Origin of the sequence: Pseudarthrobacter raffinosi (genome assembly GCF_023913835.1) — a bacterium.
Classification (GTDB): Bacteria; Actinomycetota; Actinomycetes; order Actinomycetales; family Micrococcaceae; genus Arthrobacter; species Arthrobacter raffinosi.
The window spans coordinates 1-24,901 of record NZ_JAMXBG010000031.1 but is presented as its reverse complement, the minus strand read 5'-3'; the positions used below and the strand labels follow the sequence as shown (position 1 = coordinate 24,901).

The 24,901-nt window shown below is 65.9% G+C and carries 25 protein-coding genes and 4 pseudogenes; 13 read left to right on the top strand and 16 right to left on the bottom strand.

Going from position 1 to position 24,901, the window contains the following annotated elements; translation table 11 throughout:
* Positions 1-172 precede the first annotated feature (172 nt).
* Positions 173-553 (bottom strand): sialidase family protein, encoded by a 381-nt coding sequence (locus NG697_RS20220; protein WP_252615017.1) that lies wholly within the window; start codon positions 551-553, stop codon positions 173-175.
* Positions 554-618: 65 nt separating this feature from the next.
* Here NG697_RS20220 and NG697_RS20215 point away from each other — a divergent pair, with 65 nt between their 5' ends.
* Complete coding sequence (locus NG697_RS20215) at positions 619-1,554, top strand: carbohydrate kinase family protein (protein WP_252615016.1); 936 nt, start codon at positions 619-621, stop codon at positions 1,552-1,554.
* A gap of 142 nt (positions 1,555-1,696) precedes the next feature.
* Here NG697_RS20215 and NG697_RS20210 read toward each other — a convergent pair whose 3' ends face one another.
* Both NG697_RS20210 and NG697_RS20205 read right to left on the bottom strand, forming a co-directional pair.
* A complete protein-coding gene (locus tag NG697_RS20210) occupies positions 1,697-2,467 on the bottom strand; it encodes a methyltransferase domain-containing protein (RefSeq protein ID WP_252615015.1) in 771 nt (256 codons plus the stop codon).
* A gap of 21 nt (positions 2,468-2,488) precedes the next feature.
* A complete protein-coding gene (locus tag NG697_RS20205; RefSeq protein WP_252601949.1) occupies positions 2,489-3,055 on the bottom strand; it encodes an OsmC family protein in 567 nt (188 codons plus the stop codon).
* Positions 3,056-3,193: 138 nt separating this feature from the next.
* Between NG697_RS20205 and NG697_RS20200 the strand changes: the two genes are divergently transcribed.
* Complete coding sequence (locus NG697_RS20200) at positions 3,194-3,883, top strand: ArsR/SmtB family transcription factor (RefSeq protein ID WP_252601952.1); 690 nt, start codon at positions 3,194-3,196, stop codon at positions 3,881-3,883.
* Between the two features lie 115 nt (positions 3,884-3,998).
* Here NG697_RS20200 and NG697_RS20195 read toward each other — a convergent pair whose 3' ends face one another.
* From NG697_RS20195 to NG697_RS20175, 5 genes and pseudogenes are all read right to left on the bottom strand, one after another.
* Complete coding sequence (locus NG697_RS20195) at positions 3,999-5,282, bottom strand: MFS transporter (RefSeq protein WP_252615014.1); 1,284 nt, start codon at positions 5,280-5,282, stop codon at positions 3,999-4,001.
* A 9-nt stretch (positions 5,283-5,291) separates the two neighbouring features.
* Complete coding sequence (locus tag NG697_RS20190; protein WP_252601956.1) at positions 5,292-5,939, bottom strand: metalloregulator ArsR/SmtB family transcription factor; 648 nt, start codon at positions 5,937-5,939, stop codon at positions 5,292-5,294.
* Between the two features lie 81 nt (positions 5,940-6,020).
* Positions 6,021-6,317 carry a YdeI/OmpD-associated family protein gene (locus tag NG697_RS20185; protein ID WP_252601959.1) on the bottom strand — a complete coding sequence of 99 codons (297 nt, stop codon included), beginning with the start codon at positions 6,315-6,317 and terminating at the stop codon, positions 6,021-6,023.
* A gap of 14 nt (positions 6,318-6,331) precedes the next feature.
* Positions 6,332-6,535 carry a DUF1905 domain-containing protein gene (locus NG697_RS20180; protein ID WP_252610887.1) on the bottom strand — a complete coding sequence of 68 codons (204 nt, stop codon included), beginning with the start codon at positions 6,533-6,535 and terminating at the stop codon, positions 6,332-6,334.
* 118 nt (positions 6,536-6,653) lie between these two features.
* A pseudogene (locus tag NG697_RS20175) lies at positions 6,654-7,223 on the bottom strand (ABC transporter substrate-binding protein); the annotation flags it as partial.
* A gap of 136 nt (positions 7,224-7,359) precedes the next feature.
* Between NG697_RS20175 and NG697_RS20170 the strand changes: the two are divergent.
* The 3 genes from NG697_RS20170 to NG697_RS20160 all read left to right on the top strand — a co-directional run bounded on the left by NG697_RS20170 (position 7,360) and on the right by NG697_RS20160 (position 9,364).
* Positions 7,360-8,178, top strand: coding sequence for an HAD family hydrolase (locus tag NG697_RS20170; RefSeq protein WP_252601965.1), 819 nt, complete (start codon positions 7,360-7,362; stop codon positions 8,176-8,178).
* 103 nt (positions 8,179-8,281) lie between these two features.
* A complete protein-coding gene (locus NG697_RS20165) occupies positions 8,282-8,530 on the top strand; it encodes a hypothetical protein (RefSeq protein ID WP_252610889.1) in 249 nt (82 codons plus the stop codon).
* Between the two features lie 27 nt (positions 8,531-8,557).
* Entirely contained in the window at positions 8,558-9,364 is an 807-nt protein-coding gene (locus tag NG697_RS20160) for a glycerophosphodiester phosphodiesterase family protein (protein WP_374209961.1), read from the top strand.
* Positions 9,365-9,370: 6 nt separating this feature from the next.
* Here NG697_RS20160 and NG697_RS20155 read toward each other — a convergent pair whose 3' ends face one another.
* The 3 genes from NG697_RS20155 to NG697_RS20145 all read right to left on the bottom strand — a co-directional run bounded on the left by NG697_RS20155 (position 9,371) and on the right by NG697_RS20145 (position 13,784).
* Positions 9,371-10,312 carry an EAL domain-containing protein gene (locus NG697_RS20155; RefSeq protein WP_252601969.1) on the bottom strand — a complete coding sequence of 314 codons (942 nt, stop codon included), beginning with the start codon at positions 10,310-10,312 and terminating at the stop codon, positions 9,371-9,373.
* A gap of 287 nt (positions 10,313-10,599) precedes the next feature.
* A complete protein-coding gene (locus NG697_RS20150; protein ID WP_252601971.1) occupies positions 10,600-12,138 on the bottom strand; it encodes a putative bifunctional diguanylate cyclase/phosphodiesterase in 1,539 nt (512 codons plus the stop codon).
* A gap of 20 nt (positions 12,139-12,158) precedes the next feature.
* Positions 12,159-13,784, bottom strand: a complete 1,626-nt coding sequence (locus tag NG697_RS20145; RefSeq protein ID WP_252601973.1) for a sensor histidine kinase — start codon at positions 13,782-13,784, stop codon at positions 12,159-12,161.
* A gap of 134 nt (positions 13,785-13,918) precedes the next feature.
* Here NG697_RS20145 and NG697_RS20140 point away from each other — a divergent pair, with 134 nt between their 5' ends.
* The 3 genes from NG697_RS20140 to NG697_RS20130 all read left to right on the top strand — a co-directional run bounded on the left by NG697_RS20140 (position 13,919) and on the right by NG697_RS20130 (position 16,380).
* Positions 13,919-14,305 (top strand): DUF7793 family protein, encoded by a 387-nt coding sequence (locus NG697_RS20140; protein ID WP_252610890.1) that lies wholly within the window; start codon positions 13,919-13,921, stop codon positions 14,303-14,305.
* Positions 14,306-14,359: 54 nt separating this feature from the next.
* The gene (locus NG697_RS20135; RefSeq protein ID WP_252610891.1) at positions 14,360-15,184 is read left to right on the top strand and encodes a class I SAM-dependent methyltransferase; all 825 of its coding nucleotides are present in this window, start codon (positions 14,360-14,362) and stop codon (positions 15,182-15,184) included.
* Positions 15,185-15,255: 71 nt separating this feature from the next.
* The gene (locus NG697_RS20130; protein WP_252601979.1) at positions 15,256-16,380 is read left to right on the top strand and encodes a glycerate kinase; all 1,125 of its coding nucleotides are present in this window, start codon (positions 15,256-15,258) and stop codon (positions 16,378-16,380) included.
* A gap of 61 nt (positions 16,381-16,441) precedes the next feature.
* Here the strand turns inward: NG697_RS20130 and NG697_RS20125 are convergent.
* Positions 16,442-17,103: pseudogene (locus tag NG697_RS20125) on the bottom strand (DUF6766 family protein).
* Positions 17,104-17,153: 50 nt separating this feature from the next.
* Positions 17,154-17,648, bottom strand: coding sequence for a DUF6328 family protein (locus NG697_RS20120; protein ID WP_252601982.1), 495 nt, complete (start codon positions 17,646-17,648; stop codon positions 17,154-17,156).
* Positions 17,649-17,835: 187 nt separating this feature from the next.
* On the opposite strand from NG697_RS20120, the gene NG697_RS20115 reads away from it, so the two are divergent.
* The 4 genes from NG697_RS20115 to NG697_RS20100 all read left to right on the top strand — a co-directional run bounded on the left by NG697_RS20115 (position 17,836) and on the right by NG697_RS20100 (position 21,096).
* Positions 17,836-18,735, top strand: coding sequence for an SDR family oxidoreductase (locus NG697_RS20115; RefSeq protein WP_252601985.1), 900 nt, complete (start codon positions 17,836-17,838; stop codon positions 18,733-18,735).
* Positions 18,736-18,777: 42 nt separating this feature from the next.
* Positions 18,778-19,293 carry a hypothetical protein gene (locus NG697_RS20110; protein ID WP_252601988.1) on the top strand — a complete coding sequence of 172 codons (516 nt, stop codon included), beginning with the start codon at positions 18,778-18,780 and terminating at the stop codon, positions 19,291-19,293.
* A gap of 124 nt (positions 19,294-19,417) precedes the next feature.
* Positions 19,418-20,236, top strand: a complete 819-nt coding sequence (locus NG697_RS20105) for a GAF domain-containing protein (RefSeq protein WP_252601991.1) — start codon at positions 19,418-19,420, stop codon at positions 20,234-20,236.
* Positions 20,233-21,096: an SGNH/GDSL hydrolase family protein gene (locus tag NG697_RS20100; RefSeq protein ID WP_252601993.1), complete on the top strand. Its 864-nt coding sequence runs from the start codon at positions 20,233-20,235 to the stop codon at positions 21,094-21,096. The genes NG697_RS20105 and NG697_RS20100 overlap by 4 nt, the downstream gene beginning before the upstream one ends.
* Before the next feature lie 30 nt (positions 21,097-21,126).
* Here NG697_RS20100 and NG697_RS20095 read toward each other — a convergent pair whose 3' ends face one another.
* Positions 21,127-22,479 (bottom strand): uracil-xanthine permease family protein, encoded by a 1,353-nt coding sequence (locus NG697_RS20095; protein WP_252610894.1) that lies wholly within the window; start codon positions 22,477-22,479, stop codon positions 21,127-21,129.
* A 112-nt stretch (positions 22,480-22,591) separates the two neighbouring features.
* A complete protein-coding gene (locus tag NG697_RS20090; protein WP_252615013.1) occupies positions 22,592-23,725 on the bottom strand; it encodes a serine hydrolase domain-containing protein in 1,134 nt (377 codons plus the stop codon).
* A gap of 232 nt (positions 23,726-23,957) precedes the next feature.
* Here NG697_RS20090 and NG697_RS20085 point away from each other — a divergent pair.
* Positions 23,958-24,560, top strand: a pseudogene (locus NG697_RS20085) (malonic semialdehyde reductase); the annotation flags it as partial.
* A gap of 240 nt (positions 24,561-24,800) precedes the next feature.
* Here the strand turns inward: NG697_RS20085 and NG697_RS20080 are convergent.
* A pseudogene (locus NG697_RS20080) lies at positions 24,801-24,899 on the bottom strand (hypothetical protein); the annotation flags it as partial.
* Positions 24,900-24,901 lie beyond the last annotated feature (2 nt).

Genomic DNA, 24,901 nt, shown 5'->3' with positions numbered 1-24,901 from the left:
TCACCCGCCAGTGCCTCAAACGCGGCGCATTCAGCTCCATCAAAGAGCTCGAACAAACCATGGAACGGTACATCGAGAACTACAACCAGGACGCCAAACCATTTACCTGGACCAAATCAGCGGACTATCTCCTGGGCAAGATGAAACGCAAACAAACCATTAACACGGAACACTAGTTAGGCTCCAGCCTGGCCGCCGCTTCGAAGAATCCGGCATGCGTACCGGCGGCGTGGAACATAAAGATCCGGCCGGTATCCACGTCCACCAGGAGGCTCGGATCGCCGTAGCCGTTAAGGCCGCCGCCCGTCCCCACCATCTGCTGCTCGCCCCAGGTCCGGCCGCTGTCCGTGCTGCGCCGGAGCAGGAGGTCCATCGGGTTGGGCAGGTCATCGAGGTTGGGGCGGCCGTCATAGGCGGCCAGCAGGGTGCCCTGCCGCGAGACGGCGAGGGCGGGGATCCTGTATTGCCGGTAGCCGCCGGTGCCGCGGACCGCCAGGACGTGTTCCACGTCGGGCATGGCAGCCGTCATCGGCTGGAGGTCATGGGATGTCACATCTCCATGGTAGGCGACGCGTAACACGCCTGTGTAGGCAGTCGCATCTCTGGCAGAGTATGACCATGCTCACAGTTATAGGCGAGGGCCTTGTTGACGTTGTCCAGCGCGCCTCCGGAATCGAAGCCCACGTGGGCGGCAGTCCCCTTAATGTCGCGGTGGGCCTGGCCCGCCTCGACCATCCCGTGCAATTCGTCGGCCGTTACGGCCGCGACGCCTACGGGGATTCGGTGGCGGCGCACCTGCGCTCCAGCTCCGTTATGCTGCCGCTGGGCCCCGACGAGCTGCCAACCAGCGTAGCCACCGCGGTAATCGACGACGACGGCGCCGCCACCTACACGTTCGATCTCGCCTGGGAGCTTCCCGGCCTGGCGGACCGCCTCGCCTTTATGCTGCAGGGAACCACCCTGCTGCACACCGGCTCCATCGCCACGATGTTGGCGCCGGGCGCCGCGGCGGTGCTCGCCGCCGTCGAGCACGCCCATCCCGCCGCCACCATCAGCTTCGATCCCAACTGCCGGCCCAGCATCATCACCGACGTGGATTATGCACGGACGCAGGCGGAGAAGTTTGTCACCCTCTCGGACGTGGTCAAGGCCTCCGACGAGGACCTGGAGTGGCTGTATCCGGGTGTGGATGTGCTGGAATCAGCGCGCCGCTGGCTGTCGCTGGGTGGCTCCGAGGGGCCGGCCGTGGTGGTGGTCACGCGGGGCGCGGCCGGTCCGTGGGGAATTACGGCCGCCGGTGAAGCCGCGATTGACGCGCCTCGCGTGGAAGTGGCCGACACCGTGGGCGCAGGTGATTCCTTTATGGCCGCGCTGCTTTCGGGGATCGTGGACCGGGGCCTGGACGGCGCGCAGAACCGGAAGGACCTGCGCGAGCTTCCGGCCGAGGGCCTGGCTGAGCTCCTGACCCACGCTGCCCGCGCGGCGGCCGTCACGGTTTCCCGCCCGGGCGCCAACCCGCCCACGCGTGCCGAACTGAACTCAGTTGCAACTTAGGCTGATTCCGGCATCACCGACCGCCGGCTTGGCCACGCGGAGGCAACGGCACGCAATCCGATGAGACATCTGCCCTCACCGCAACCGGAGCGCTTTGGGGATCCTTATGCGTGGCGCAATTCCGAAGGCAACGTGCCGCAGGTCAGCCGGCATACGCGAGGATCGAGAGGCTCCTGACGCCGTATTTCGTGGTCGCCGCACGGGCGCTGTCGGAGAGGAACTCATACGGATTCGTCCGGAGCGTTTTCAGCGCGAACCCGCTGCCGGCGATCAATTCCTGGTAGGTGTCTTCCTGCGTGGCGCCACCGATGCAGGCGGCCCAGAGATCAATGTTGCAGACAATCTGTTGGGTCAGCGGCCTTTCGGTGACGATATCGGCAACCGCCAGGCGTCCTCCTGGGCGCAGCACGCGTGCCGCTTCGCGGAACACAGCGGCTTTGTCCGCGGACAGGTTGATGACGCCGTTGGAGATGATGCAGTCGAAGCTGGCATCGTCGAAGGGGAGTTCTTCGATGTACCCGTGCGCGAAGGCGACCTGGGGAAAGCCGCCCTCTTTCCGCAGGCCGTCGGCCTTCTCCAGCTGCTCCTCGGTCATGTCAAGGCCCACCACCTGCCCGCCGGATCCCACCGTGACGGCGGCGGCGAAGACGTCCATCCCCGAACCTGAGCCCAGGTCCAGGATTTTTTCTCCGGGCCTGAGGTCCGCCAGGTCGAAAAAATATCCCACCCCGGCGAAGGACTCGACGGCGGCGGCAGGGATCGCGTCCAGCAGCCAGGCCGGGTAGCCCAGCTGCTCCGCAAGACCACGTCCCATCTTGAAGTGGTACTTGCCAGCGGGGTTTTGGGCCACCGCCCGATAGACCTGCTTGACCTTGTCCTCAAGCTCGATTCGGTCAACTGCAGCTGTTCCCATGTCCATGGCTATACCCGTGCTTCATACGATTTCGAGGGTGGTTTCAACCGGAACCGGGTTGGCCAGGCAGTCGCGGACCGGTGACGTGTCCTGGACATACCGGCATAGGGACTGAAGCTGCTCCGGGGTGGCATTCGGGCTGGAGACCCGTGCCTGCGCACGGATGGCGGTGAATCCGGGCCGAGGTCCTTCGAGGCCGAGGAAGGGCCGAACATCCAGATCGCCTTCGACGTGGAACTCCAGTGAACTGATCTCTATACCCTGGGCGGCCGCATTGGCCGCGTATCCGACGGCGTAGCAGAAGCCCAGGGCCTGCAGCAGCAGTTCGACGGCATTGGGTCCGGCGTTGTTTCCGAGGAGCACGGGAGGTTCGTCACCCTCGGTCGTGAAGTCTCCGGTCCGGGTGGTGTCGGGTTCCCCCGCATGGGTGAATCCCAGGATCTTTCCCGAGTTATGGGTGCCGCCGCGCCAGGTGCTGGTGGCTCTGAACGTAAAGCTGCCCTGGGTGGGATCTGCCTGGATCGCATCGATGGTCCCCAGTAGCTGGTCGACGTCAATGCCATTGCGGAAGGTCGCTGTCGATTCCATCGCAATTCGCCTCTTTTCCGGGTTGTCCCGGGGTCCGTGGCGCGGCCCGGGTGGTATTCAAGTGAATACTTGAATACGACACCCGGTGGGTATATCTTGTCAAGTACCTACTTGAATATGATTTGCGGAGGATCGGGCATGAGTGACAGGCCGGCAAAGGACAAGCTGTTTGATGCATTTGCTTCCGTGGCCAAGGTCCTTGGCAGTGGTCGGCGCGCCGAGATAGTGGATGTCCTGGCCCAGGGTGAGCGCCCTGTGGACGAAATTGCCGAGGAAATCGGGCAGAGCATCGCCAATACTTCGCAGCATCTTCAGCAGCTCCTGCGGGCAGGCCTGGTGCGCACCCGTCGCGAAGGAACGCGGATCCATTACCGCCTCAGCGGCACCGCTGTCACGCGACTCTGGGCGGCCGTGCGGGAGGTTGCATCCGAGCATGTCGCAGAACTCGACGAACTCGCCGAGGCCTACCTGGGGGACAGGGCGGCCTTGGACTCCCTGACCCGGACTGAGCTGACCAACCGAATGGCCGCCGGAGATGTCGTAGTTCTCGATGTGCGGCCTGAGCGCGAATTCCGCTCCGGCCACATCCCGGGCGCGGTTTCGGTTCCTGTCGGAGAGCTGGCGGGGAGGATGAAGGACCTGCCGCACGGCCGCATCATCGTGGCATACTGCCGCGGACAGTACTGCGTGTTCGCCGACGAGGCGGTCCGGACGCTGCGGGAACAGGGTATGCCTGCCGTCAGGCTCGAGGAGGGCTATCCCGAGTGGGCTGAGGCCGGGCTACCCGTCGAGGCTGGCGCGCCGCGCAAGTCCGGCGCGCCGGGATAGCCGCCGCCTTCGAGCACGTCGCTGCGGTCGCGCACGGTGTAGCCTGGTCGCCGGGGAAGCCCGCCAGGGTTAGCCGGGACGGCGCCGGCCGCGGCGTCCGAAATCGGCGGGGCACTCAGTTACGGGGTGTTGTACGTTGTGACCAGACCGCGACGGGAATCAGAAGGAGGGACAGGACGCCTCCGGCCAGGGACAGAACGGCGTAGCTGGCGCCGGCGACGACGACTCCGGACAGGGCGCCGCCTGTTGCGCCGGCAAGGGCGATAAGGACATCAATGGAGCCTTGTATCTTGGCCCTGGTTTCGAGCGGGGTGGCGTCGACGATGAGGGCCGTGCCGCTGATCAGGCCGAAGTTCCAGCCCAGTCCGAGCAGCGCGAGTGCGATCATCAGTTGCCCCATGGATTGCGCAGGGGCCGTTGCCGCAAGGATCCCGGCTGCCAGGAGCGTCACGCCCGCGGCGACGGCCATGGGGACCCGGCCGAGCCGGTCGACGAGGACGCCAGTGATCAGCGAGGGCAGGTACATGAAGCCGATATGGATGCCGATCACAACTCCGACTTCGGTCAGGCCGTGACCGTGCGACTGCATGTGGACCGGGGTCATGGTCATGATGGCGACCATCGCAATCTGGGTGAGGACCATGACGGTGGTGCCGACGGCGACACCGCGGTTGTTCCCCGGCGGTTCCGGGGTGGACGGCGAATCGGTGGCCGGGGCAGTCTCCGCCCGGTCCTGGGCACTGATCGCGGTAGCCAGTAGGAGCGGGTCGGGCCGCATCCAGAAATACAGCACCAGGCCCGCGAAGGCGTAGGCGACTGAGGCGAGCAGGAACGGTCCGGCCAGGGCCGGGATGCCCAAGGCTGTGGCGAATGCGCCCATCGGGGTGACCAGGTTCGGTCCGGCAACGGCGCCGAGTGTTGTGGACACCATGGCCAGGCTGACTGCGGTGGCGCGCCGCTGGGGTGGCGCGAGGTCGGTTCCGGCGTACCGTGCCTGCAGGTTGGTGGCCGTTCCGGCACCGTAGACGAGAAGGGCAATGAATAACAGGACCACGCTGTCCGTTACCGCTGCCAGGACGACGCCGGCTGCTCCGATGCCGCCGGCGATGAATCCCGAGGCCCGGCCGGCACGGCGGCCCCGGGATTGGGAAATCCGTCCGACCAGGAAGGCCGCCCCGGCTGAGCCGAGCGTGAATAGTGCCGCCGGGATGCCTGCCAGCCCTGCGGTGCCGAGCATCTGCTGGGCCAGAAGGGCGCCGACGGTGACGCCGGCGGCGAGACCGGCCCCTCCGAAAATCTGGGAAATGATGACGACGGCGAGGGTGCGCCGATAGAGCGCATGGCGGCGCTCCGGGGAAAAGGAGTAGAACTGGACCAGTTTTTCTGGGATCTGCTGCACAGCCGGGGCCTATGCGGTGGCGGTCAGGTCGACGTCGCCGCTGGCGCGCCATTCAAGGACGCCTTCATCCATGGCGTACGCGTCGATGCCCTGCCCGCGCATCAGACGTGCCGCATCACGGGCGAGCCGGCAGAATTCGCCCCGGCAATAGACGATGACCCTCCGATCCCGCGGAACTTCCCCGATCCGGGAGGCCAGCTCGTCCAGGGGAATCGATGCCGCTCCCGGGTAGTGGCCTGCCTGGTATTCGTGCGCGGGGCGGACATCAAGCATGTATGCCTCGCGGATTTCCTCGATGGTGCGGATCAGCGGCACGGAGTCATCGCGGCCGCTGCCGGAGTCCTTCTCACCGTCGATGGTGGAGAGGCCGGGGAGGACCCGGGCCGCCATGTTCTTCATCGCCACGAACAATCCGGCGACCTCCGGACCAGCCAGCCGGTAGTGGATCCTGGTGCCATCCCTGCGCGTCCGCACCAGGCCGGCACCCTTCAGTACTTGCAGGTGGGCAGAAACGGTCGTCACCCCCATGCCGGACAAGCGGGACAGGCTGTCAACGGACTGCTCAGCCTGCGCCAACAGCTCGAGGAGTTCGAGCCGGTTTCCGCTGCTGATGGCCTTTCCAATGCGCGCCACGTGCGCGTAGGCGTCCCGGTTCACTTTCGACCTCCAGTATTCCAATGAATATTGGAATACTATCAGGGCTTGTTCGCTGCGACGCGGGGTCATGGCGCGTGATCTTCAGGGTGTTAGGCCCTGCAGATGCTCCTGGCAGCCCACCGCGCGCAGGCCCGGCGGCCGGACGTCCCCGCCCAGCACCTGGGCCATAATTTGCTCCACCCGGCGCGCCCGCGTCGACGGGGTTCGGGCGTCCTCAAGGAAGCGCGTCAACTCCCGCCGCTGCGAAACGGGCAGCTGCCCCCAGTTGCCTGCCGCTCCCACGGCCGCGTCCAGGGCTGCCGATAAATCTCCGGGTGGGATGACCTCGTTGGTGTTGAGCGCCTGAACGTCCAATGTGACCGTTTCCCCGATGCGCACGCCCGTTGCCGTCCTCAGGCCGCCGGAAAGATACAGGAAGTGCCGTCCGGACCTGAGACCGGCATCACGGTGGCGTTGAACTCCGTACCCCTGAGCGTGCCGGTCACCCTGATCCGGCCATGCTCCGCAAGCGGCAGCAGCTCAGCCACAGCTGTCGTCGGGACGTCCACGAAGGGATTGGGACCCCGCAGCTGAACAGTGGCGGTGAAGTGAACCATACGGTCATTATCGACCCGGCCGGTCGGCCCGAAAAGAAACCCGGAGGGAACGCGAAAAACCCGCCCACCTGTCTGCAATCCGGAGAAGTTGCAGGCAAGCGGGCGGGTTGAACGCGGTCTACTCCTTGCCGAGCCCGGCAGCCGAGGTCTTCGCCCCGGTGACCTCGTTGAGGGCCGTCAGGTCGAAGATGCCATTGATGTCTGCCTGCTTGGTGGTGCCGGCCTCCACGCCGTCCTTGAGCAGCTTGGGGTAGGTTCCGGCGAGCGGATCGACCGTGAAGACGATGTTCTTCAGGGACCGCTCGATCACGTCGGCCTTCAGTTCGGCACCGGCCGCTTCCTTGAGGGCAGCGTTGATGACGCTGGCCTTCTCGGCTGCAGCCGCGCTGTTCAGCCAGTCAACGGACTTAGCGTGGCCCTTAAGGAGCGCCTTTACGGTGTCCGGGTGCTCGGCGGCGAACTTCTTGTTCACAACCAGGATGGTGGTGGGGAACTCGCCGGCCTTGCCGGAGAGTGAGCCGTCCCAGAGGTCCTTTTCGTCAACCAGGACCTTGGCCCCGGCGGTCAGCACCAGGCGGGAGGCCCAGGGCTGAGGCAGCCACGCGCCGTCGAGCTTTCCGTCCTGGAACAGTTTCAGCGTCTGGGCGTTTTCGGTGGGGTTGATGGCCACGTCGCCGCTGCCGTCAACCGTTCACGCAACGACGTGCAGGCTCAACAGAACGTAGCGCGGCGTCAAAAAACGTCGCCGGGCGACTCCAACAGGCCGGCCCCAGGGAGGAGGCTTCACGGCCCGGGAAGCCCCCTGCCCCACGTAGACTGGCAGGATGCGGCTGGTAGCAAGTGATATTGACGGAACGATTCTTGGGCACGACGGAAAGATCAGCGACCGCACCGTCCGGGCCTTCCACGCCTGCCGGGACGCCGGCATCGAGCTCGTTTTTGTCACCGGCCGCCCGCCGCGCTGGCTCCACCCGCTGGAGGAACAGCTGGGCCACACCGGCACGGTCATCTGCTCCAACGGCGCCGTGGTGTGGGACCTCGAAGCGGACCGGCTGGTTTCCGCCCGGACGCTGGGCATGGACGCGGTGCTGGAACTGCGGCGGATCATCAAGGAACTGCGCCCGGCCGCTCTCTTCGCCGCGGAAACACTGACCGGATTCCATCTTGAGCCCGGTTTCATCGAGAACGGCACCAGCGAGCTGCTGGCCGAATTTACCCCCGCCCCGCTGGCCGAAACGCTCACCCCGGACGACGCCGTCGTGAAATTCCTGGCGATTGTCAGGGATGGCACCGCGGACGACTTCCTGGCCGCGGTGCGGCCCGCCGTCGCCCACCTGGCGGCCGCCACGCACTCCGCGCCCACCGTGGCGATGCTGGAACTGTCGCTCCCCGGCGTCAACAAGGCCGTCACCCTGGCCGAATACGCCAACTCCCTGTCCATTGACGCGGCCGACGTCGTGGCGTTCGGGGACATGCCCAACGACGTCGAGATGCTGCGCTGGGCAGGCCACGGGTACGCCATGGCCAGCGGCCATCCGGACGCCATCAGCGCCGCCGGGCAGCAGGCACCCCACTTTGACGACGACGGCGTGGCCCAGGTTCTCGAGGCCAGGCTCGCGGCGCTGGGCGTAGAGCTGTCCTGATCCCGGCTCTGTAGCCGGAAATTCACAGCTTCCGCTCACCTTCCGTTCACGTTTGCCGCCTACCGTGGGCAACGGATACACATCCGCGGCTAAAGGGGAAGTCATGGCAAGGAACGGCAACCAACGCGCGGCCGAAGCGCCGCTGCGCCCGGCAGAGCCGGCTGCGCACTGGAAGGCACTGAAAGAGGGCGACCGCGTGCGCGTCCGCCGCGCCCCGGGATACGAAACCAGCGGGTTCGTGGACGCCATCACGTGGGACCACACCGCTGTGTGGGTGGATCTGGACGACGGCCACGGCCGCACGCTGCTGCACTGCAGTGACGGCGTGGAGATTGTGCCGCTGGACGCATAGCCCAGCGGCTCCGGTACGCTCACAAGCGTGACTGAGCCGTTTTTTGATGCTTCCGGCGGTGCTGCCCGTCCTTCGCATCCCATCGCCATGGCCCACCGTGGATTCTCGCGGGAGGGGCTGGAGAACTCGATGGCCGCCTTCCGGGCCGCCGCCGAACTTGGCTATGAGTACCTCGAGACGGATGTGCACACCACCTCCGACGGCGTGCTGCTGCTCTTCCACGACGACACCCTGGACCGGGTCACTGACGGCCGTGGCCGGATTTCCGAGCTGACCGCCGCCGAGGTTTCCACCGCGCGGATCGGCGGGCGCGAGCCCGTGCCGCTCTTCGATGACCTCCTGGTGGCCTTCCCGGCCGCCCGGCTGAACCTGGACGTCAAAGACTGGAACTCCGTGCAAAGCCTGGCCGCCGGCATCGAACGGCACGGCGCGCATGACCGGGTCCTGGTGGCCAGTTTTTCGGACCGCCGACGCCGGGCGGTGCTGGAGCTGCTGAGCCGCCCGGTGGCGTCGTCCGCCGGGATGGTGACGAACGCGCTGTTCGTCCTGCTGGGGCCGGTGCTTCCGGCCGCGTGGCTGCGATTTGTCCTGCGGGGTCCGTTGCGGGATGTCCAGGCGCTGCAGGTTCCGGTCCGGTACGGGGCGATCCGCGTGGTGACGCCTGCCTATGTGCGGAGGTCGCACGCCCTGGGCCTGGTGGTCCATGTGTGGACCATCAACCACCCCGCCGAGATGCACCGGTTGCTTGACCTGGGCGTGGACGGGATCGTGACGGACCGCGCGGATCTGCTGAAGCAGGTCTTGCAGGAGCGAGGCGAGTGGCCCGGCGGCTGACTTGCGTTAGTCGGAGCCGCCGGGACCGTGGGTGCCGTGATCGGCTGCTGCGGCGAGGCGGTGGAGCCCGTCGGGGTCAAGCGGCGTATTCCATGCCGCCCAATCCTTCGGCTGCACCGAGGGCCGGCCCAGCAGGTAGCCCTGGCCGGCGCTGAAGCCCAACTCTGTGAGGACCATCAGTTCCTCGGTGGTTTCAACACCTTCGGCCACCAGAATACTGCCGATCTGCTCCGCGAAGTCCACCAGGCAAGCGGCCAGGGCGTGCTGGGACGTATCCGTGTCCACGCCGCTGATCACGTTCCTGCCCAGCTTGATGAAGTCGGGCCGCAGATGGAGCATCCGGCTGAGGGCGCCCGCGCCGGGGTGTGAGTCATCGATTGCAATGCGCAGCCCGCGTTCCCGGAGCGGCGTAATTGCGGAAACGAAATGCGAGTATTCCTCGTCCGAAATTCCGTCCGTCAATTCGAGCACAATGCGGTCTATTGGCAGCTCGATGTGGTCGAACAATTCGGGCAGCCGGGGATCCAGGCATGACGTGGGGGAGATGTTCAGGGCGACATAGACTTGCGGGGGGAGTTTTGCGGCTGCGGCGGCTGCGGATGCGAGTGCCGAGAATTCCAGGTTGGCTCCCAATCCAACGGCGGCCGCCTCGGCGAACCAGAGTTCCGCGCTGGCGCCGTCGTCGCTGACAAAGCGCGACAACGCCTCTACGCCCACTACGGCCTTGGACTCGAGGCCGTAGATGGGCTGGAACGCGGTCATCAACATCTGGTTTTCCAGCAGCGCGCTGATCCGCGACAGGCTGCGCAAGGAATCCAGCTGCTCGGCCACCTGTGGCGGCATGGCGCTGGGAGGCTGCGGGAAGCGCGCGGTGTCGGGCGTGTTCGCGTCTGTGGTGTCCTGTTGCCGGCGTTCCAGAAGATATTCCAGCAGGGCCCGTTCCGGCATGCCGGGGTTTTCCCCCAAGCGGTTGCTAAGGCGCTGACGTATTGCCGCCCCGGCAGGATCGGAATCCGCCAAAACCGCCGCAATAACTCCCCAAGCTTGTACCCGAACCGTCATTAGCAACGCCCCCAGTTGACGAAGTAATGGCTCCTTGGCCCCTTTATTTTCAAATTTCCAGATGCCTTCGGAATTCGCTACTTCTGATTAATGCCGATCTTCCTGGCCTCGAAGAATCGGATACCGCAACTTGATCGTATATCGGGATGATCCAAAGCGCAGCCCTTAATCGATCAACCTCTATTACTTTCGGAAGAAGTTTCGGCCAACAGCGCAGGAATCCGTTCGGGCGGAACGGGCTTGCTGAAGAAATAGCCCTGTGCGCTGAGGCACCCGAGGTTCCGGAGGTGCTCGGCCTGTTCCGCCGTTTCCACGCCTTCCCACACGGCTTCGAGCCCGCAGGCGCGCACTAACTGCAGGACTGCAGCCACCAGTGCCGGCTGGCTGGGGTCTGTACCCAGGCCCTCGATCAGGGACCGGTCCACTTTGACCCGGTCCACGGGGAGCCGGCGCAGGTAGCTGATGGAGGAGTATCCGGTACCGAAGTCGTCGATCTCGATCCCGACCCCCAGCCCGCGCAGCCCGCCCAGGGAATACCGGTCCAGTTCGTTGCCCCTGACGATGGCCGCTTCGGTCAGCTCCAGGACAACCTGCTCGGGACGGACGCCTGTCTCCTTGAGCACGGCGCGGACGTCCTCGATGAACTGCAGGCTCTGCAGATCCGTTGCAGAGATGTTGATCCGGACGGAAAACCGGCTGTCCACCACGTCGGCATCAATCCAGGTGCGTAGCTGGCCTACAGCGGTGCTGAGCACCCACAGGCCCAGTTCGGAGATCAGGCCGGCATCTTCTGCCAGCGGGATAAACTCGTCCGGCATGATGCGGCCGCGGGTGGGGTGGTCCCAGCGGATCAGGGCTTCCACCCCTTCAATGCGGCCGGTGCCCAGTTCAACCACAGGCTGGTAGTGCAGCACCAGACCGTTGCCCTTGATGGCGGCCCGGAGATCCTCCAGGAGTTGGCTGCGGAGCCTGCGGATGAGCAGGAGCCCGGGTTCGAAGACGTGGAGCCGGTTCTGGCCCTCGGCTTTGGAGGCGTACATGGCCACATCGGCCTCCATCAGCAGGTCCTCGGCCCTCCGCCCGGCCGCCCCGACGCTGAGTCCTACGCTCGCCCCGCAGCGGACGGTCCGGTCAGGCAGGTCAATGGGTTCCTTGATGGCGGCCAGGATGCGCTGGCCTACGACGGTGGCCTGGTCGGCGCCCGTGGCCGGCATAACGATGGCGAACTCGTCCCCGCCCAGCCGGGCAACCACGTCGCTGGTCCGGACGGCGCTGCGGATGCGTTGCGCCACGGTGATCAGGACCTGATCGCCGGCAGTGTGGCCGAGGGTGTCGTTGATGGATTTGAAGGCGTCAAGGTCAAGGAGGAGGATGACGGGCTGGCTGAGGGGATCGCCGTCGTGGTCCTGGGCGGACTTCAGTGCGGACAGAAGCGCCGAGCGGTTGGCGAGGCCGGTTAGGGGATCCTGCATGGCCATCATCTGCATTTCGCGGTGGGCTTCGTGCAGCAGCTGTGTGCGGACCTCAACACGCTGCTCAAGCTCTTCGTAGATGATCTGCAGGTCCTCGGCCAGGAGGTTGGTGCCCATGATGATGGCGTCGAGCTCGTCCCGGGCCGGCGATACTTCTATGCGCGACTGGAGGTCTCCGGAGGCGAGCCGGACGATGCCATCGAGCAGCTGGGAGAGCCTGGGGTCATCGTCAGCGAACATCTGGTGCCTCCTTTCCGGGTTCAGGTTCCGTGGGACGCGTGGGCTCCAAGGCGGAGGTTCACGGTGACAGTGGTGCCAACGCCCAGCTCCGAGGTTACGTCAATGCGGCCGCCGTGGCGTTGGACGATGTCCTGCGTGATGGCGAGCCCAAGTCCGGTGCCCGGAACCGCCCCGGACATCGCGTTCGAGGCGCGGTAGAAGCGGGTGAAGATGTGGGCTATCTCGTCGCTGGAGATCCCTATCCCGCTGTCCGAGACGCTGACCGTCGCCCAGCGGGTGCCGTCTGCATCTGCCCGCGTCAGGCTGACGACGTCGATCTGTCCGCCGCCGGGGGTGAACTTGATGGCGTTGGAGACCAGATTCGTGAAAACCTGCTGGAGCTGAACCTCATCGGCAAGGATTTCCTGATCCTCCGAGGCGCGGGCCATCACAATGGCGACGTTCTGCACTGTCGCGAGCGGCCTGAGCGCGGCGGTGACGATCTCCAGAGTCCGAGCCAGCCGGACAGGGGTCAGGTGCAGCGGGCTTTGTTCATGCCCGTTGCGGGAAACGCTCAGCATGTCTTCGATCAGCAACCGCAGCCGTTCCGTGTTCCTGACCACGATGTCCAGCATCTGGTGGACCTCGCTGGACACGGGATCGGACGTATTCTCCTGGATCATGTCCAGGTACGCCATGATCGATGTCAGCGGCGTGCGGAGCTCATGGTTGACGGTGGCCAGGAAGTCGGTTTTGGCTTTGTCCAGCTGCTGGAGCTGCTTGACCACCTGCTGCTGGCTGGTGATCAGGTGGCTTTGGATCAGGCCGTGGGCGGTATTGCCTGCCACGTGCTGGATCAGTGCCAGCTCGGCCCGCGACCATTCCCTGGGCGAGTTAAGCAGGGCGATCCAAATAATTCCCAGGGACGAGCTGCCGTCCCCCATTGGGACGGCCACGGATGCGGCGGCGCGCAGCTTCGCGAGTTCGGCCGGCAGCTGGACGTCGCCGGTGCCCAGCGGTGCGAACTCTCCGTCCGCCGTCAGGGCCTCAGCCCGCGACCACAGTGCGTCAGCCGTCCTGCGCGCCGGGTCTTCGTTCGTGAACAATCCTTCGGGCAGCGGAGCAAGGCCGGGCCGCTGCCACTGGGCGGTGATGGGTGGCACCCTGTCGTCGTCGAATGTGGTCAGCCAGACGCGGTCCGCGCCGAACGTCTCGCCGAACCCCCTGACCACAAAGTCGGCGATCTGTTGCGGATGGTTGGTTCCGCGGACCGCCGCGGATACCTGCCGCAGCCTTTCGCGGAGCGTCTCCGCTTCCTGCCGCGCTTCGTTCCGGCGGGAGACCAGGTTGATCAGGGCTGTGGCGCGGTGGACGAGTTCCTTGGCAGCAGGCGGCTTGGCGATGGAGTCCCGTACGCCGGCATGCTCCACTGACTTGACCTCTGCCGGACTGTCGAGATCCACGAGGACCAGCACAGGGGCGGTCGCGTCGACGTCGGAGAGTGAACTGTCCAGGATCAGGACGGAGGGCTCGCGCTGGTCCAGAAGCGCCGACAGGCTGGCGGCGTCGCCGGCAGTTTTGACCGTGAAGCCCGCCGCTTCCAGTGCCGCCGTGGTGAATTCCCGGCGCCCGGCGTCGGGGTCCGCAACGACAGCCAGGTATGGCACGGTTGCGAAATGTGGTGTGACCGCTGGCAAACCTGCCCCCTTCGCTCCTGAGTGAGCACCTGCTTGCTCCTGACTGAGTACATTGTAGGGTGACGGAGCATACCTGTTCCTATAAGAATGCGCGGAGGGTAATCGTGACGAGTCAGCCTGCAGAAGCGGCCAAGACGGACCTGACGCTGGATGAACGGGGTGTTATCCAGCTGAAGTGGCCGCGGGGTGTGTCCATTACGGAATCCGACGCTGAGGCGGCCATGCAGAAGGTCAATGACCTGTGCGGCGCCCGCCGACACCCCATGCTGGTGGATATGGCCACCACGGCCAAGGTCAGCCGGGGAGCCCGTACGGTTTTTGGCCGCCCCTGCCAGGCCTCCCGCGTTGCGCTGCTGGGGGCGTCGCCCGTTGACAAAGTACTGGCCAACTTCATCCTGGGTATCAACAAACTGCCCTGCCCCACCCGGTTCTTTACGTCCCGCGACGATGCCATGGCCTGGCTGCTGAAGGAGCCAGCGGCCACCGCCTGAACGGACCCGCCCGGCCAAACTGCTGCGGCGTGTTCGGCGTCTTATATTTGTACGATGCCATCCCCAGCGAAACCGGTGCTCGCCGCCTTGCGGAAGTACTTGATCCTGCCCAAACTGATCAGGCTGTCCTGGTCGGCTCCCAAAAACAGGACCGCGGCCTGGGACAGGTATTGGGCCGGAATCGCCCGGACAGGCGCCCGCAGTGACGTGCTGTGGGACTCCGGCACGGACCAGGAGCTGCTGGGCTACCGGGACATCCTGCAGCGGCACTTCGATCCCAACCTTCCGGTGGTGGATGTGGGGTGCGGGCACGGCGCCTTCAGCCGCGCGCTGACTGCTTTTTCACCGCAGGTGCTGGGCGTTGACGTGTCTGCGCACGCGGTGGCCCGTGCCCGGGACGAATCGGCGGGCGTTGAGGGTGTCAGCTACCTGGCCCGTGACATGACCGAGCTGGGGGCTGTCTCCGGGCTGGTGGGATCCACGGATGCCAACGTCTTTGTCCGTGGCGTGCTGCACGTTCTGACCGAGGCCGATCAGGCCGCGCTGATGGAAAATCTGAGGCAGCTCGTGGGCGCCCGCGGCACAGTCTTTCTGGCGGAGACGAACTTCCCGGGCAACCCGGTGGAGTACGTCGCGCATCTGGGTGCGTCGCTGCGGAGCATCCCGGCCCCGCTGGAGCTCGCGATCCGGACACTGCCCATGCCGGCCCATTTCGGACCGCAGGAGCTCGCCCGTGTGATGCCCAAGGACCGGTGGACGCTGGTGGAGGACGGGGCCGCGACCATCGAGACCAACCCGCTGATGGACGCCGCTGGGAACAGCCGCGTACCGGGCTACTTTGCGGTGCTCAAGGCCAAAGATCCCGACGCCCGCCGGTAGGGGCGTCCCGCGCTGTCCGCATGCCGGATTGGGCAAGCGCTTTCCCGGACATGGCTGGCATGATGGACGGCATGCGCATTCTCATCGCTCCGGACAAGTTCAAGGGCTCGCTCACCGCCGCGGAGGCCGCCGCCGCCATCGCCGAAGGTGCGCTGCGCGTCTACCCGGACGCCGTCGCCAACCAGTTTCCAATCGCCGACGGCGGTGAAGGAACCCTGGAGGCTGCCGTCTCGGCCGGCTACGAGGAGCGGCTCAACGCCGTCGTGGGTCCCATCCTCGCCCCCGTGGGCGCCGCCTGGGCCATCCGGAAGAACGCCGACGGCGGTGCTACCGCCGTCATCGAGACGGCGCAGGCCTCCGGCCTGGCCGAGATGGAGCCCACCCCCGCCAACGCCCTGCGGGCCCACAGCTACGGCTGCGGACAGCTGATCGCCGCGGCCCTCGACGCCGGAGCCACCGAGATTGTGCTGGGTCTGGGCGGATCGGCCATGACCGACGGCGGCAGCGGTGCCCTGCGTGCGCTGGGCCTCAAGCCGCTGGACGCCGCCGGCAACGTTGTGCCGCTGGGCGGCGGATCACTCGCCGACGTTACAGCCCTGGACGCCACCGGACTGGATCCCCGGCTGTCCGCCGCCTCGTTCAGGATCGCCGTGGACGTCCAGAACCCGCTCTATGGCGCCACAGGCGCGGCCCACGTCTTCGGGGCCCAGAAGGGCGCCGACGACGAGGCAATGGAACAGCTCGACGCCGGTCTCCGCAACTGGGCGTCTGTACTCCGGGAGGCGACTGGCCGGGACGTCAACATCCCGGGAGCCGGGGCGGCGGGCGGCTTCCCGGCGTCGTTCCTTGCCTTCACCAACGCCCGGCTGGAAGGCGGGTTCGCGCTCGTCGCCGGGCTCACCGGCCTCGCGGGCCAACTGGACAACGCCGACCTGGTGATCACCGGCGAGGGTTCCATGGACTCGCAGTCGCTGACCGGCAAGGCCCCCATCGCGCTCGCCGACGCCGCCCGGGAACGCGGGATTCCGGTGATCGTGGTGGCGGGGCGGATCATGGTGACGCCCGAGGACCTCGCGGCGCACGGCGTGGTAGCCGCCGCGCAGCTGCTGGATGTCGCGGCCAGCCCGGAAGACGCCGTCGCCAACGCGGCAAAACACCTGGCCTGGGCTACCAGCCAGGTTCTGGAAGGCGCCTGAAGCCAGCCCCCGGCGGCGCTGGGCTTACTGCTTGGGCTGCGGCTGACTAGGCGCGCGCCGCTCAGGCCCCGGTCTCATAATGCGGCTCGGCCACCGGCTTGGACTCCGGTGAGCCCTTTTCGCGGAGGTAGACGGAGGCGCCCACCAGGACCGCCACGGCGAGGAATTCGCTTTGCCAGTTCTGGAAGGATTCGAACCAGAACCTGCTGGTGGCCAGATACTCCAGGATCGTCACTTGGGACTCGCCGTGGCTGAGCTGTTCCTCGTTGTATGCGGACGTGCCGCCGAAGGCGTGCAGTGTGAACGAGGCGATGAACAGTGCCAGGAGGAGCAAGGACAGGGAGTGTTCATACAGCTTCAGCACCAGGCCGCCGCGCTTCACCGGCCACGGCGTGGCCTCGCTGATGGTGGCATCGCGCGGATCCTGGTCCTGCGGCGCAGCCTTGCCCACAGGCTTGGATTCGGAGGACCCTTCTGGAAAAGGAACACGGTCAGGATCACGTACATGGCCATCTGCAGGAACTCGGATTCCCAGTTTTCAAACGTGGGCTCCACAAAATTTCCCGTAGACAGGTAGTCCAGAACCGTGACTCCCGGCTGCCCGTGGGCCGCCTGGTCCTCGCCGTAGGCGGCAGCTCCGGAGAGGATCATGCCAACAAAAAACGCCAGGAAAAGTCCGGCGTTGGCGAGCAAAAGCCCGTGTTCCTTGGCCCACGTGCGCATGTGCACTCCTTCGAATGGATCCCCAGCAGCTTGCTGGCTTATTGACCTGGCTACTGTTCGGCTGCGCGTTTATTGAGCCGCAGCGGGACATAAGCCAGCAGCACCAGAAGGACTGCCAGCAGGATTCCGCCGGCGGTCAGGCCGGCGGCTCGGCCGGCCGTCACGTCGAAGACAAGGGCGGCTGTCCCGACACTGAGCATCCCCACGCCGGCCAAGGCAATTTTGGTAATGGTGTCTGCGCTGGAGACCAGGGTTTCCTTGAGCCTTTGGCGGAAGAGCCGGCGGTGGACGCTGACGGGAAGCAGGATAAAGGCGGTGGTCAGCGTCGCGATCACAACGTTGACGAGGTAAAGGGCCACCTGGAAATCGTCCAGGTCCTCGAACCGCTGCTGGAACGGCAACGTCAGGAGAAAACCGGCCAGGATCTGGACCCCGGTCTGCAGCACCCGGAGTTCCTGCAGCAACTCAGCCCAGTTCCGGTCAAGCTGCTCCTCGCGGGTTTCATTCCGGCCGGTGCTGCCGGTGAAGTCCTCCACATCCGACATGTTTCTCCTTGCTCCGGGGCTGGGCGTGTGCTCCAAAACTAGGCTGAAGCTGCGCCAAGGGCAACGTTTGATACGTTTACTGATTATTTCCTCCGGGCGCTGGACTTTGCTCCTCCGGGCGGGATAGTTTCAAAGAGCCGGTGCCGGCCGGAGCCCTTCGAAAACCGATTCAATGAAGAGGTGGACTATGAGCGATACGCAGAACCGGACAGGCCCGCCCACAGACCCCCGGGACGGCTATTACTCCGGGCCCTTCCCGAAGCAGGAACAGAAGCAGCCGGGACTCACCGCGCCGATGGATCCGAAGCCGGACCACGGCGAACTCAGCTACGAGGGGCGCGGTGCGCTGCAGGGTAAGGCCGCGCTCATCACCGGCGGCGATTCCGGGATCGGCAAGGCGGCGGCCATCGCGTTCGCCCGCGAGGGGGCCGACGTCGCAATTTCCTACCTTCCGGAAGAAGAGGAAGATGCCCAGGACACCGCCGCCTGGATCCGCAAAGCGGGCCAGCGCGCGCTGCTGCTGGCCGGAGACGGTCGGGAGGAGGACTTCAGCACCCGGATCGTCGCTGATGCTGTGGCTGAATTCGGCGGTCTGGACGTGGTGGTGCTCAACGCCGCCTACCAGAAGAACCGCGAGAGCTTCGAGTCACTCCACACCGAGGAATTCGACCGCGTGTTCAAGACCAATCTCTATTCCTTGATCTGGACGGCCCGGGCCGCAGTTCCGCACCTGAAAGCCGGCTCCTCGATCGTTACTACGGCCTCCATCCAGGCCCTTAATCCTTCGCCGGGGCTGATCGACTACGCCATGACCAAGGCAGCGCAGGTTGCCTTCACCAAGGCGTTGGCCCAGGAACTGGGACCAAAGGGAATCCGCGTAAACGCGGTGGCCCCCGGCCCCATCTGGACTCCGCTGATCCCCGCCACGGAATGGCCGGACAAGCTGCCCACTTTCGGGCAGGACACGCCGTTGCAGCGGGCGGGTCAGCCGGCGGAGCTGGCCGCGGCGTATGTGCTGCTGGCGTCCGACCAGGGATCCTACATCTCCGGAGCAGTGCTGCCGGTGACCGGCGGCAAGGGCCTGTAACGAAGTTTGCACGTCAGATTCACATCCACAACAGGAGGAACCATGAGTCAGGACAACCAGCGCACGGAACCGCACGTGGAAGTGGGCGGCTACGGCACGCCGACGGCGGAACAGGAGGTGGGCGGCGCGGAGACTAAGCAGTTCGCCCAGCCCCGTGAGGAAGAGGACTTTGATGCCGCCGGCCTGAACCAGAACAGCCCCGACGGCGAAACGTTCGCCACGGGCACGCCCAATCTCAGCCACTTCGATGAGGAAGACAAGGACAGTGCCGGCGAGCCGGGTGCCGGCCGTTTCGGTGGCACCGATGACCAGCACCACGCCGAAAGTGACACCAATGATCCCGGGTTCGAGCCGGGCGAACCGCCCATCCCGCGCGACGCCGTCGTGCCCTCCGCCGAGGCGGAGATCAACGACGCCAACGCCGATTCGCAGGGTTCTGAACCCTTCTCGTCGGAATCCGGACAGGATGCTGCCGGCCTGCCGGACGGCAGCGGAACCGACCGCGCCAAGGACGAATCACCGAACGACGACGGCGACGAAAGTTTCGACGCCGGGTAAGCACTGTTCTGTGCCCGGACTGCGGTTTTTATGTGGGTGGTCCACGCCCTGGGGGGCCTTCACCGGACGTATCCTAGAAGCAGGTTTTGCAGTGGGCCACGCGTTTCGAACCTAGGCGTGGAACATGGCCGCGGAGACACCGGGGGAGCCGGGCTGGGAATCGCTTCCCGACCCCCAGGATGTGGTGTTCGACAGCACGGATGTTGAAGACTTCCTTGCTGCGGTTACCCGCGAGTTCATGCGCGACATCGATGGCGATTCCCGCGGGATCAGCTGGGCTGCCACCTTCTTCCGCCGCGGATCGGCCCGAACCGCCGCCGCCGGCACCCCCGCGGCCCGCGCCGCAGACGAAGAACAGTGCTCGTTTGCAGACGGACCCGTGCTTGAGGCCGTGCGCACGGGGGATTTTGTGCACCTGGCCGACGTCGCCCGCGACCGGCGATGGCCGGGCTATGCCAGTGCTGCCGCGGACCACGGCGTCAGGTCGCTGCTGTCAATGCCGATTGCGGCCGCCGCCGGTTGGAGCGCCGCACTGAGCCTCTACGCGTCCACTCCCCACGCCTTCACCAGCGAGGACATCATCAGGACGCGCCGGTATGCGCGGCAGGTTGCCCGGTCGCTGTGGATGGTGGTGCGGGTGGCGGAGCGGGCCGAAGCCGGCGCGCAACTTGCGGTAGCCCAAAGCTCCATGGTGCTTATGGACCTGGCAGTAAGCGCCCTCAAATCCGATTACGGACTCGGCCATGAGGCGGCCCTGCAGTACCTCCGGACCGTCGCGCGGCATACCCGCCAGGGGCTTCGTGAGACCGCCTTGAATATTGTGGCTGCCTCGCGCCTGGACCCGGCCGGACGTGGCCGGGAAAACGCCCCTTTCCGGGGACTCGCTGGACTTGAAACCCCCTCCCTCAGCGAGGGACCCTACAAAACAGGGAGCACGGCATGAACGTCTGGAAACAGGACATTGCAGCCAAGAACACCGCTGTGGAACCGGCGCCCCACCCGTGGCACCGCCTCGTGGCACTGGGCGATTCCTTTACCGAGGGGATCGGGGATCCCGAGCCGCGCAGCGAGGGCGGTTTCCGCGGCTGGGCGGACCGTGTGGCCGAGGAGCTCAGTGCGAACCAGCCTGATTTCGCCTACGCCAACCTTGCCGTCCGGGGCCTGCTGGTACAGCAGATCCTCGACCACCAGCTTGCCGCGGCGGTCGCCCTGAAACCTGACCTGGTCACGCTCTCCGCCGGCGGTAACGACATTGTTTTCCGGCGCAGCGATCCTGACCGGCTCGCAGAAAAAATCGACGACGGTGTGGCACAACTGGCAAGGTCCGGCGCCACCGTGGTCCTCTTTGCCGGGCCGGACTGGGGTGCGACGCCGGTCTTCAGCCAGATCCGCGGCAAAGTGGCCATCTTCAATGAGAACCTCCACGCGGTGGCGGCCCGCCATGACGCGGTCATGGTTGACCTGTGGTTCCTGCGCGAACTGTCGAACCCGGGCATGTGGGATCCGGACCGGCTGCACTTCTCACCGCTGGGGCACCACACCATCGCCGCGGCCGTGCTGAAGGCCCTGGGTGTCCCGCACACGCTGGAGCCCCTGGCGCCCAAGCCGCCGCTGCCCCGCAGCTGGAAGGAGGCCAGGACCGAGGACCTCATCTGGGCACGGGAATACCTGGTTCCGTGGGTGATCCGGCAACTGAAGCACCCGCCAGAAGCGGAGCTGTCCGCCAAGCGTCCCGAGCCGCGGCCGGTCTTCGGCATCGGAACCCCGCCCGGACCATTCATCGGCGGCGGTCGCGCGGCCTGACGCAGGAGCCTGACCCGGGGCCCGAAAAGGTCAGCGTTTCTTCGGCGCGCGTTTCGCTGCTGCGTTGACGGCGGCCCTCACGGCAGGAGGCAGGCCCGCCTGCTCCGTTTCCGGTTCAGCCACCGAGCCGCGGGCCTTCGCGATGGCTTTCATGCCGTGGTAAATCACCAGGGCGGCGGCTGAGCCGAGGGCGATGCCCGTGAACGTCAGTTCCCCTATGGTCCACGTGTAGTCGGCAATACCGATGATCAGCGCGACGGCGGCGGTGGTCAGGTTCACCGGGTTGGAGAAGTTCACCTTGTTCTGTACCCAGATCTTGACGCCCAGGATTCCGATCATGCCGTAGAGCATGGTGGCCGCTCCGCCCAGCACGCCCGGCGGGACCGTGGCAATGAGTTCGCCGAATTTCGGCGAGAAGCTCAGCACAATGGCGAAGACGCCGGCAACCCAGTACGCCGCCGTCGAATACACCTTGGTGGCCGCCATAACGCCGATGTTCTCCGCGTACGTGGTGGTGCCGGAGCCGCCGCCGATGCCGGCGAGGACCGTGGCGGCACCGTCGGCCATCAGCGCGCGGCCGGAGACGCCGTCGAGGTTTTGGCCGGTCATGGCCGCCACGGACTTCACGTGCCCGATGTTTTCGGCCACGAGGACCAGTACCACGGGGACAAAGAGGCCAAGCACGCCCACGTGGAACTCGGGGGTCTGGAAGTGCGGGAGGCCGATCCAGGCGGCGGCTTCCATTTTTTCGTAGCTCACTTCGCCGCGCAGCATGGCGACGAGGTAGCCCACCACCACGCCCACGAGGATGCTGAGCCGGCCGACGATTCCGCGGAAAAGAACGCCGACCAGGATGATGGTGGCCAGCGTAATGACGGCGGTGACGGGGGCGGCGTCGAAGTTCATTTTCGCCGCGGGTGCAAGGTTCAGGCCGATCAGTGCCACGATGGCGCCGGTGACGATGGGCGGCATCAGCCGGTTGATCCAGCCCGCGCCGAACTTCTGCACGATCGCGCCGATCAGGGCCAGTGCGACGCCGGCGAGCACCACTCCGCCCAGCGCGCCGGGCACGCCGAACTGCTGTTGGGACGCCATGATGGGCGCGATGAACGCGAAGCTGGAGCCGAGGTAGCTGGGCACCCGCCCCTTGGTGATGACCAGGAACAGCAGCGTGCCGATGCCGGAGAAGAAGAGGGTGGTGGCCGGTGGCATCCCGGTGATGATGGGCACCAGGAAGGTGGCTCCGAACATGGCTACGACGTGCTGCATGCCCACGCCGATGGTCAGAGGCCAGGCCAGCCGCTCATCCGGAGCAACCACGTGGCCGGGCTTAATCGATTTGCCGGTGCCGTGGAGCTTCCATTTCATTCCGAGCATGCTCATGGTCGGGGCCTTTCAAGGGGGTTGCCGCTGGGGCTGGGATCTTCCGGTGCAACAATACCGCGCGGCCCGGTCCGGGTTCAGCAAGTGCTGTCGAGTGCCTTCCGCGCGATCCTCAATACTTCCCAGGCCAGCTCATGCTGGGCGCGTACGGGGTGAGGTTTAGCGGTCCAGGTGGATACGCCAGATTAATGGTCAACTGGCGCCTGGCGTCCGGGGTTGTCAGGGCCATCGTTCCGTATCCTGCCGTGTCGCCCGCGTGGCCGTAGTAGAAGCCGCCTTCGCAGGCGTCGCCCCACCGGTCGAGGCCCAGCCCGTAGCCCTCGGGCGCCAGCAGCATCTCCTTGACGGTGTCGGGCTTCAGGAGCCGCCCGTCCATGAGCGCAGCGTAGAACGTGTTCACGTCGCCGACAGTCGAGACGAGGCCGGCCGCGGTGTTGCCGATGAGCCCGGCCAGGTACGCAGTGTCCAGCCGAACGCCGTCGACAGTGATGTAGCCATGGACCATGTTTGCGGGTGCCGGACCGGGGCCGGTCATATGCGTGCCGGTCAGCCTGAGGGGGTCGATAATGTCTGACCGGAAGATCTGGGCGATGGGCTGGCCGCGCAGGCGCTGCACGATGAGGCCAAGGGTAATGTAGTTCGCGTTGGCGTACAGCATGCGGTCGCCGGGCGTCAGCACCCAGGGCACGATGGCTGTCAGGGCAAGAATTTCTTCAGCCGTGATGGGCTGCGTCAGCGCCTGCTGCAGCGTGCGCGACGTCAGTTGCGGGTCGTGATAGTTGGGCATTCCGCTGGTGTGCCGCAGGAGATGCTCCACCGTGACAGGGCCTGGCGGCTTCATCAGGGTGTCGAATTCGGGGAGGTGTCGTCCCACCGGGTCCTGGATCTGGATGATGCCTTCCTCGACGAGCTTGAGGACCGAAACGGCGACCATGGACTTGGTGACACTGGCGACGTGGACCGGGTCGGTGACCTCAGCCGGCGTCGACGTTTCGAGGCTGCGGGCCCCGCGAGCCGACGAAAATGTCTCGCCGTCGATCCGCGCCTCGATCAGGACTGCCGGGGCTCCGAGGTCCAGCATCCTTTTGCTGAATTCCGCCAGGATGGTCCGGTACGTCACGGACGCTCGGGTGACCTGCACAGGCGCCGGCGGTGCCGCTGTGCAGCCCGTCAGCACGACTGCCACGATGGCGGCCAGAACGGCGGAGAACCGGATCCGTGATGGGCGATTCCGAGGCTCCGACATGTTTTCACGTCCCTGCTGGGGTCGGGCGGCGCAGGGAGCACGATCAGGCAGGCTGCGCCTTTACCGCCTATGTTCCTCAGGCTTTCTGGAGGGGTCAAGCAGAAATCCCGCCTCCGCTGTGGTGAACGTCACCTGCGTATTGGGAAGAGGTCCGGCCTGCTTGAAGTTACAACTATGGAAAGCAGACCGCCGGCCCATCATTTGCGATGAGCGGCCCAGCGAAAGGTACGCCATGACTATTGCCCACGAAGAAGCGGTTATCGATTCGGCCGCCGTCGACGCCATTTTTGCCGAGGCCCGCACGGCCAACTCCTTTACTGGTGAGGTGACCGAGGACCAGGCCCGCGCCATCTATGAGCTCACGAAGTTCGGCCCCACGGCTTTCAACTCCCAGCCCCTCCGCGTGACCTACGTCCGCTCGGACGAGGCCCGCGCCACGCTGGTCGACACCCTGGCCAACGGCAACAAGGCCAAGACCGCCTCCGCGCCGCTGGTTGCCATCCTCAGCTACGACACCGCCTGGGCCGAGCAATGGGACAACTTCCTCCCCGAATACAACGCTCCGAAGGCCATATACGACGCCGCCCCGGACCTGGCTGCGTCCACCGGCAACAACAACGCCCACCTGCAGGCCGGCTACTTCATCCTGGCCGTCCGGTCCCTCGGCCTCGCAGCCGGCCCGATGACCGGAGCCGACTTCGGTGCCATCGACGCCGCGTTCTTCCCGGCCGGCGACCAGAAGAGCTTCCTGGTGGTCAACATCGGCCAGGCCGGCGCAGACGCCTGGGGCGCAGCGAAGCCCAAGTTCAGCTACGAGGACGTTGTCCGCACCGTCTANCTCTGGGTTGGTATGGCGGCTGAAGTAGTCGGGCCCGAGGTCGTTGAACCGTGCGTCCGGGTTCTCCAGCAGGTGCCAGATGATCACGAGGATGGAACGTCCGGTGGCGACGATGGCGCGTTTCTTGCCCCGCCGCCGCGCGAGCCTCTGGTGGCGTTCGCCCAGAAAGGTGTGAGTTTTGCTGGCCCCGACGGCGGCCTCGCCAAGGATCCGGGCGAGATAGCGGTTACCGTGTCCGGTCGAACCGTTTCCCTTGGTCTTGCCTGCGGAGGAGTTGATGCCCGGGGAGAACTTTGCCCAGGAACACAGGTGCCCCGCGGTCGGGAACCGTGACATGT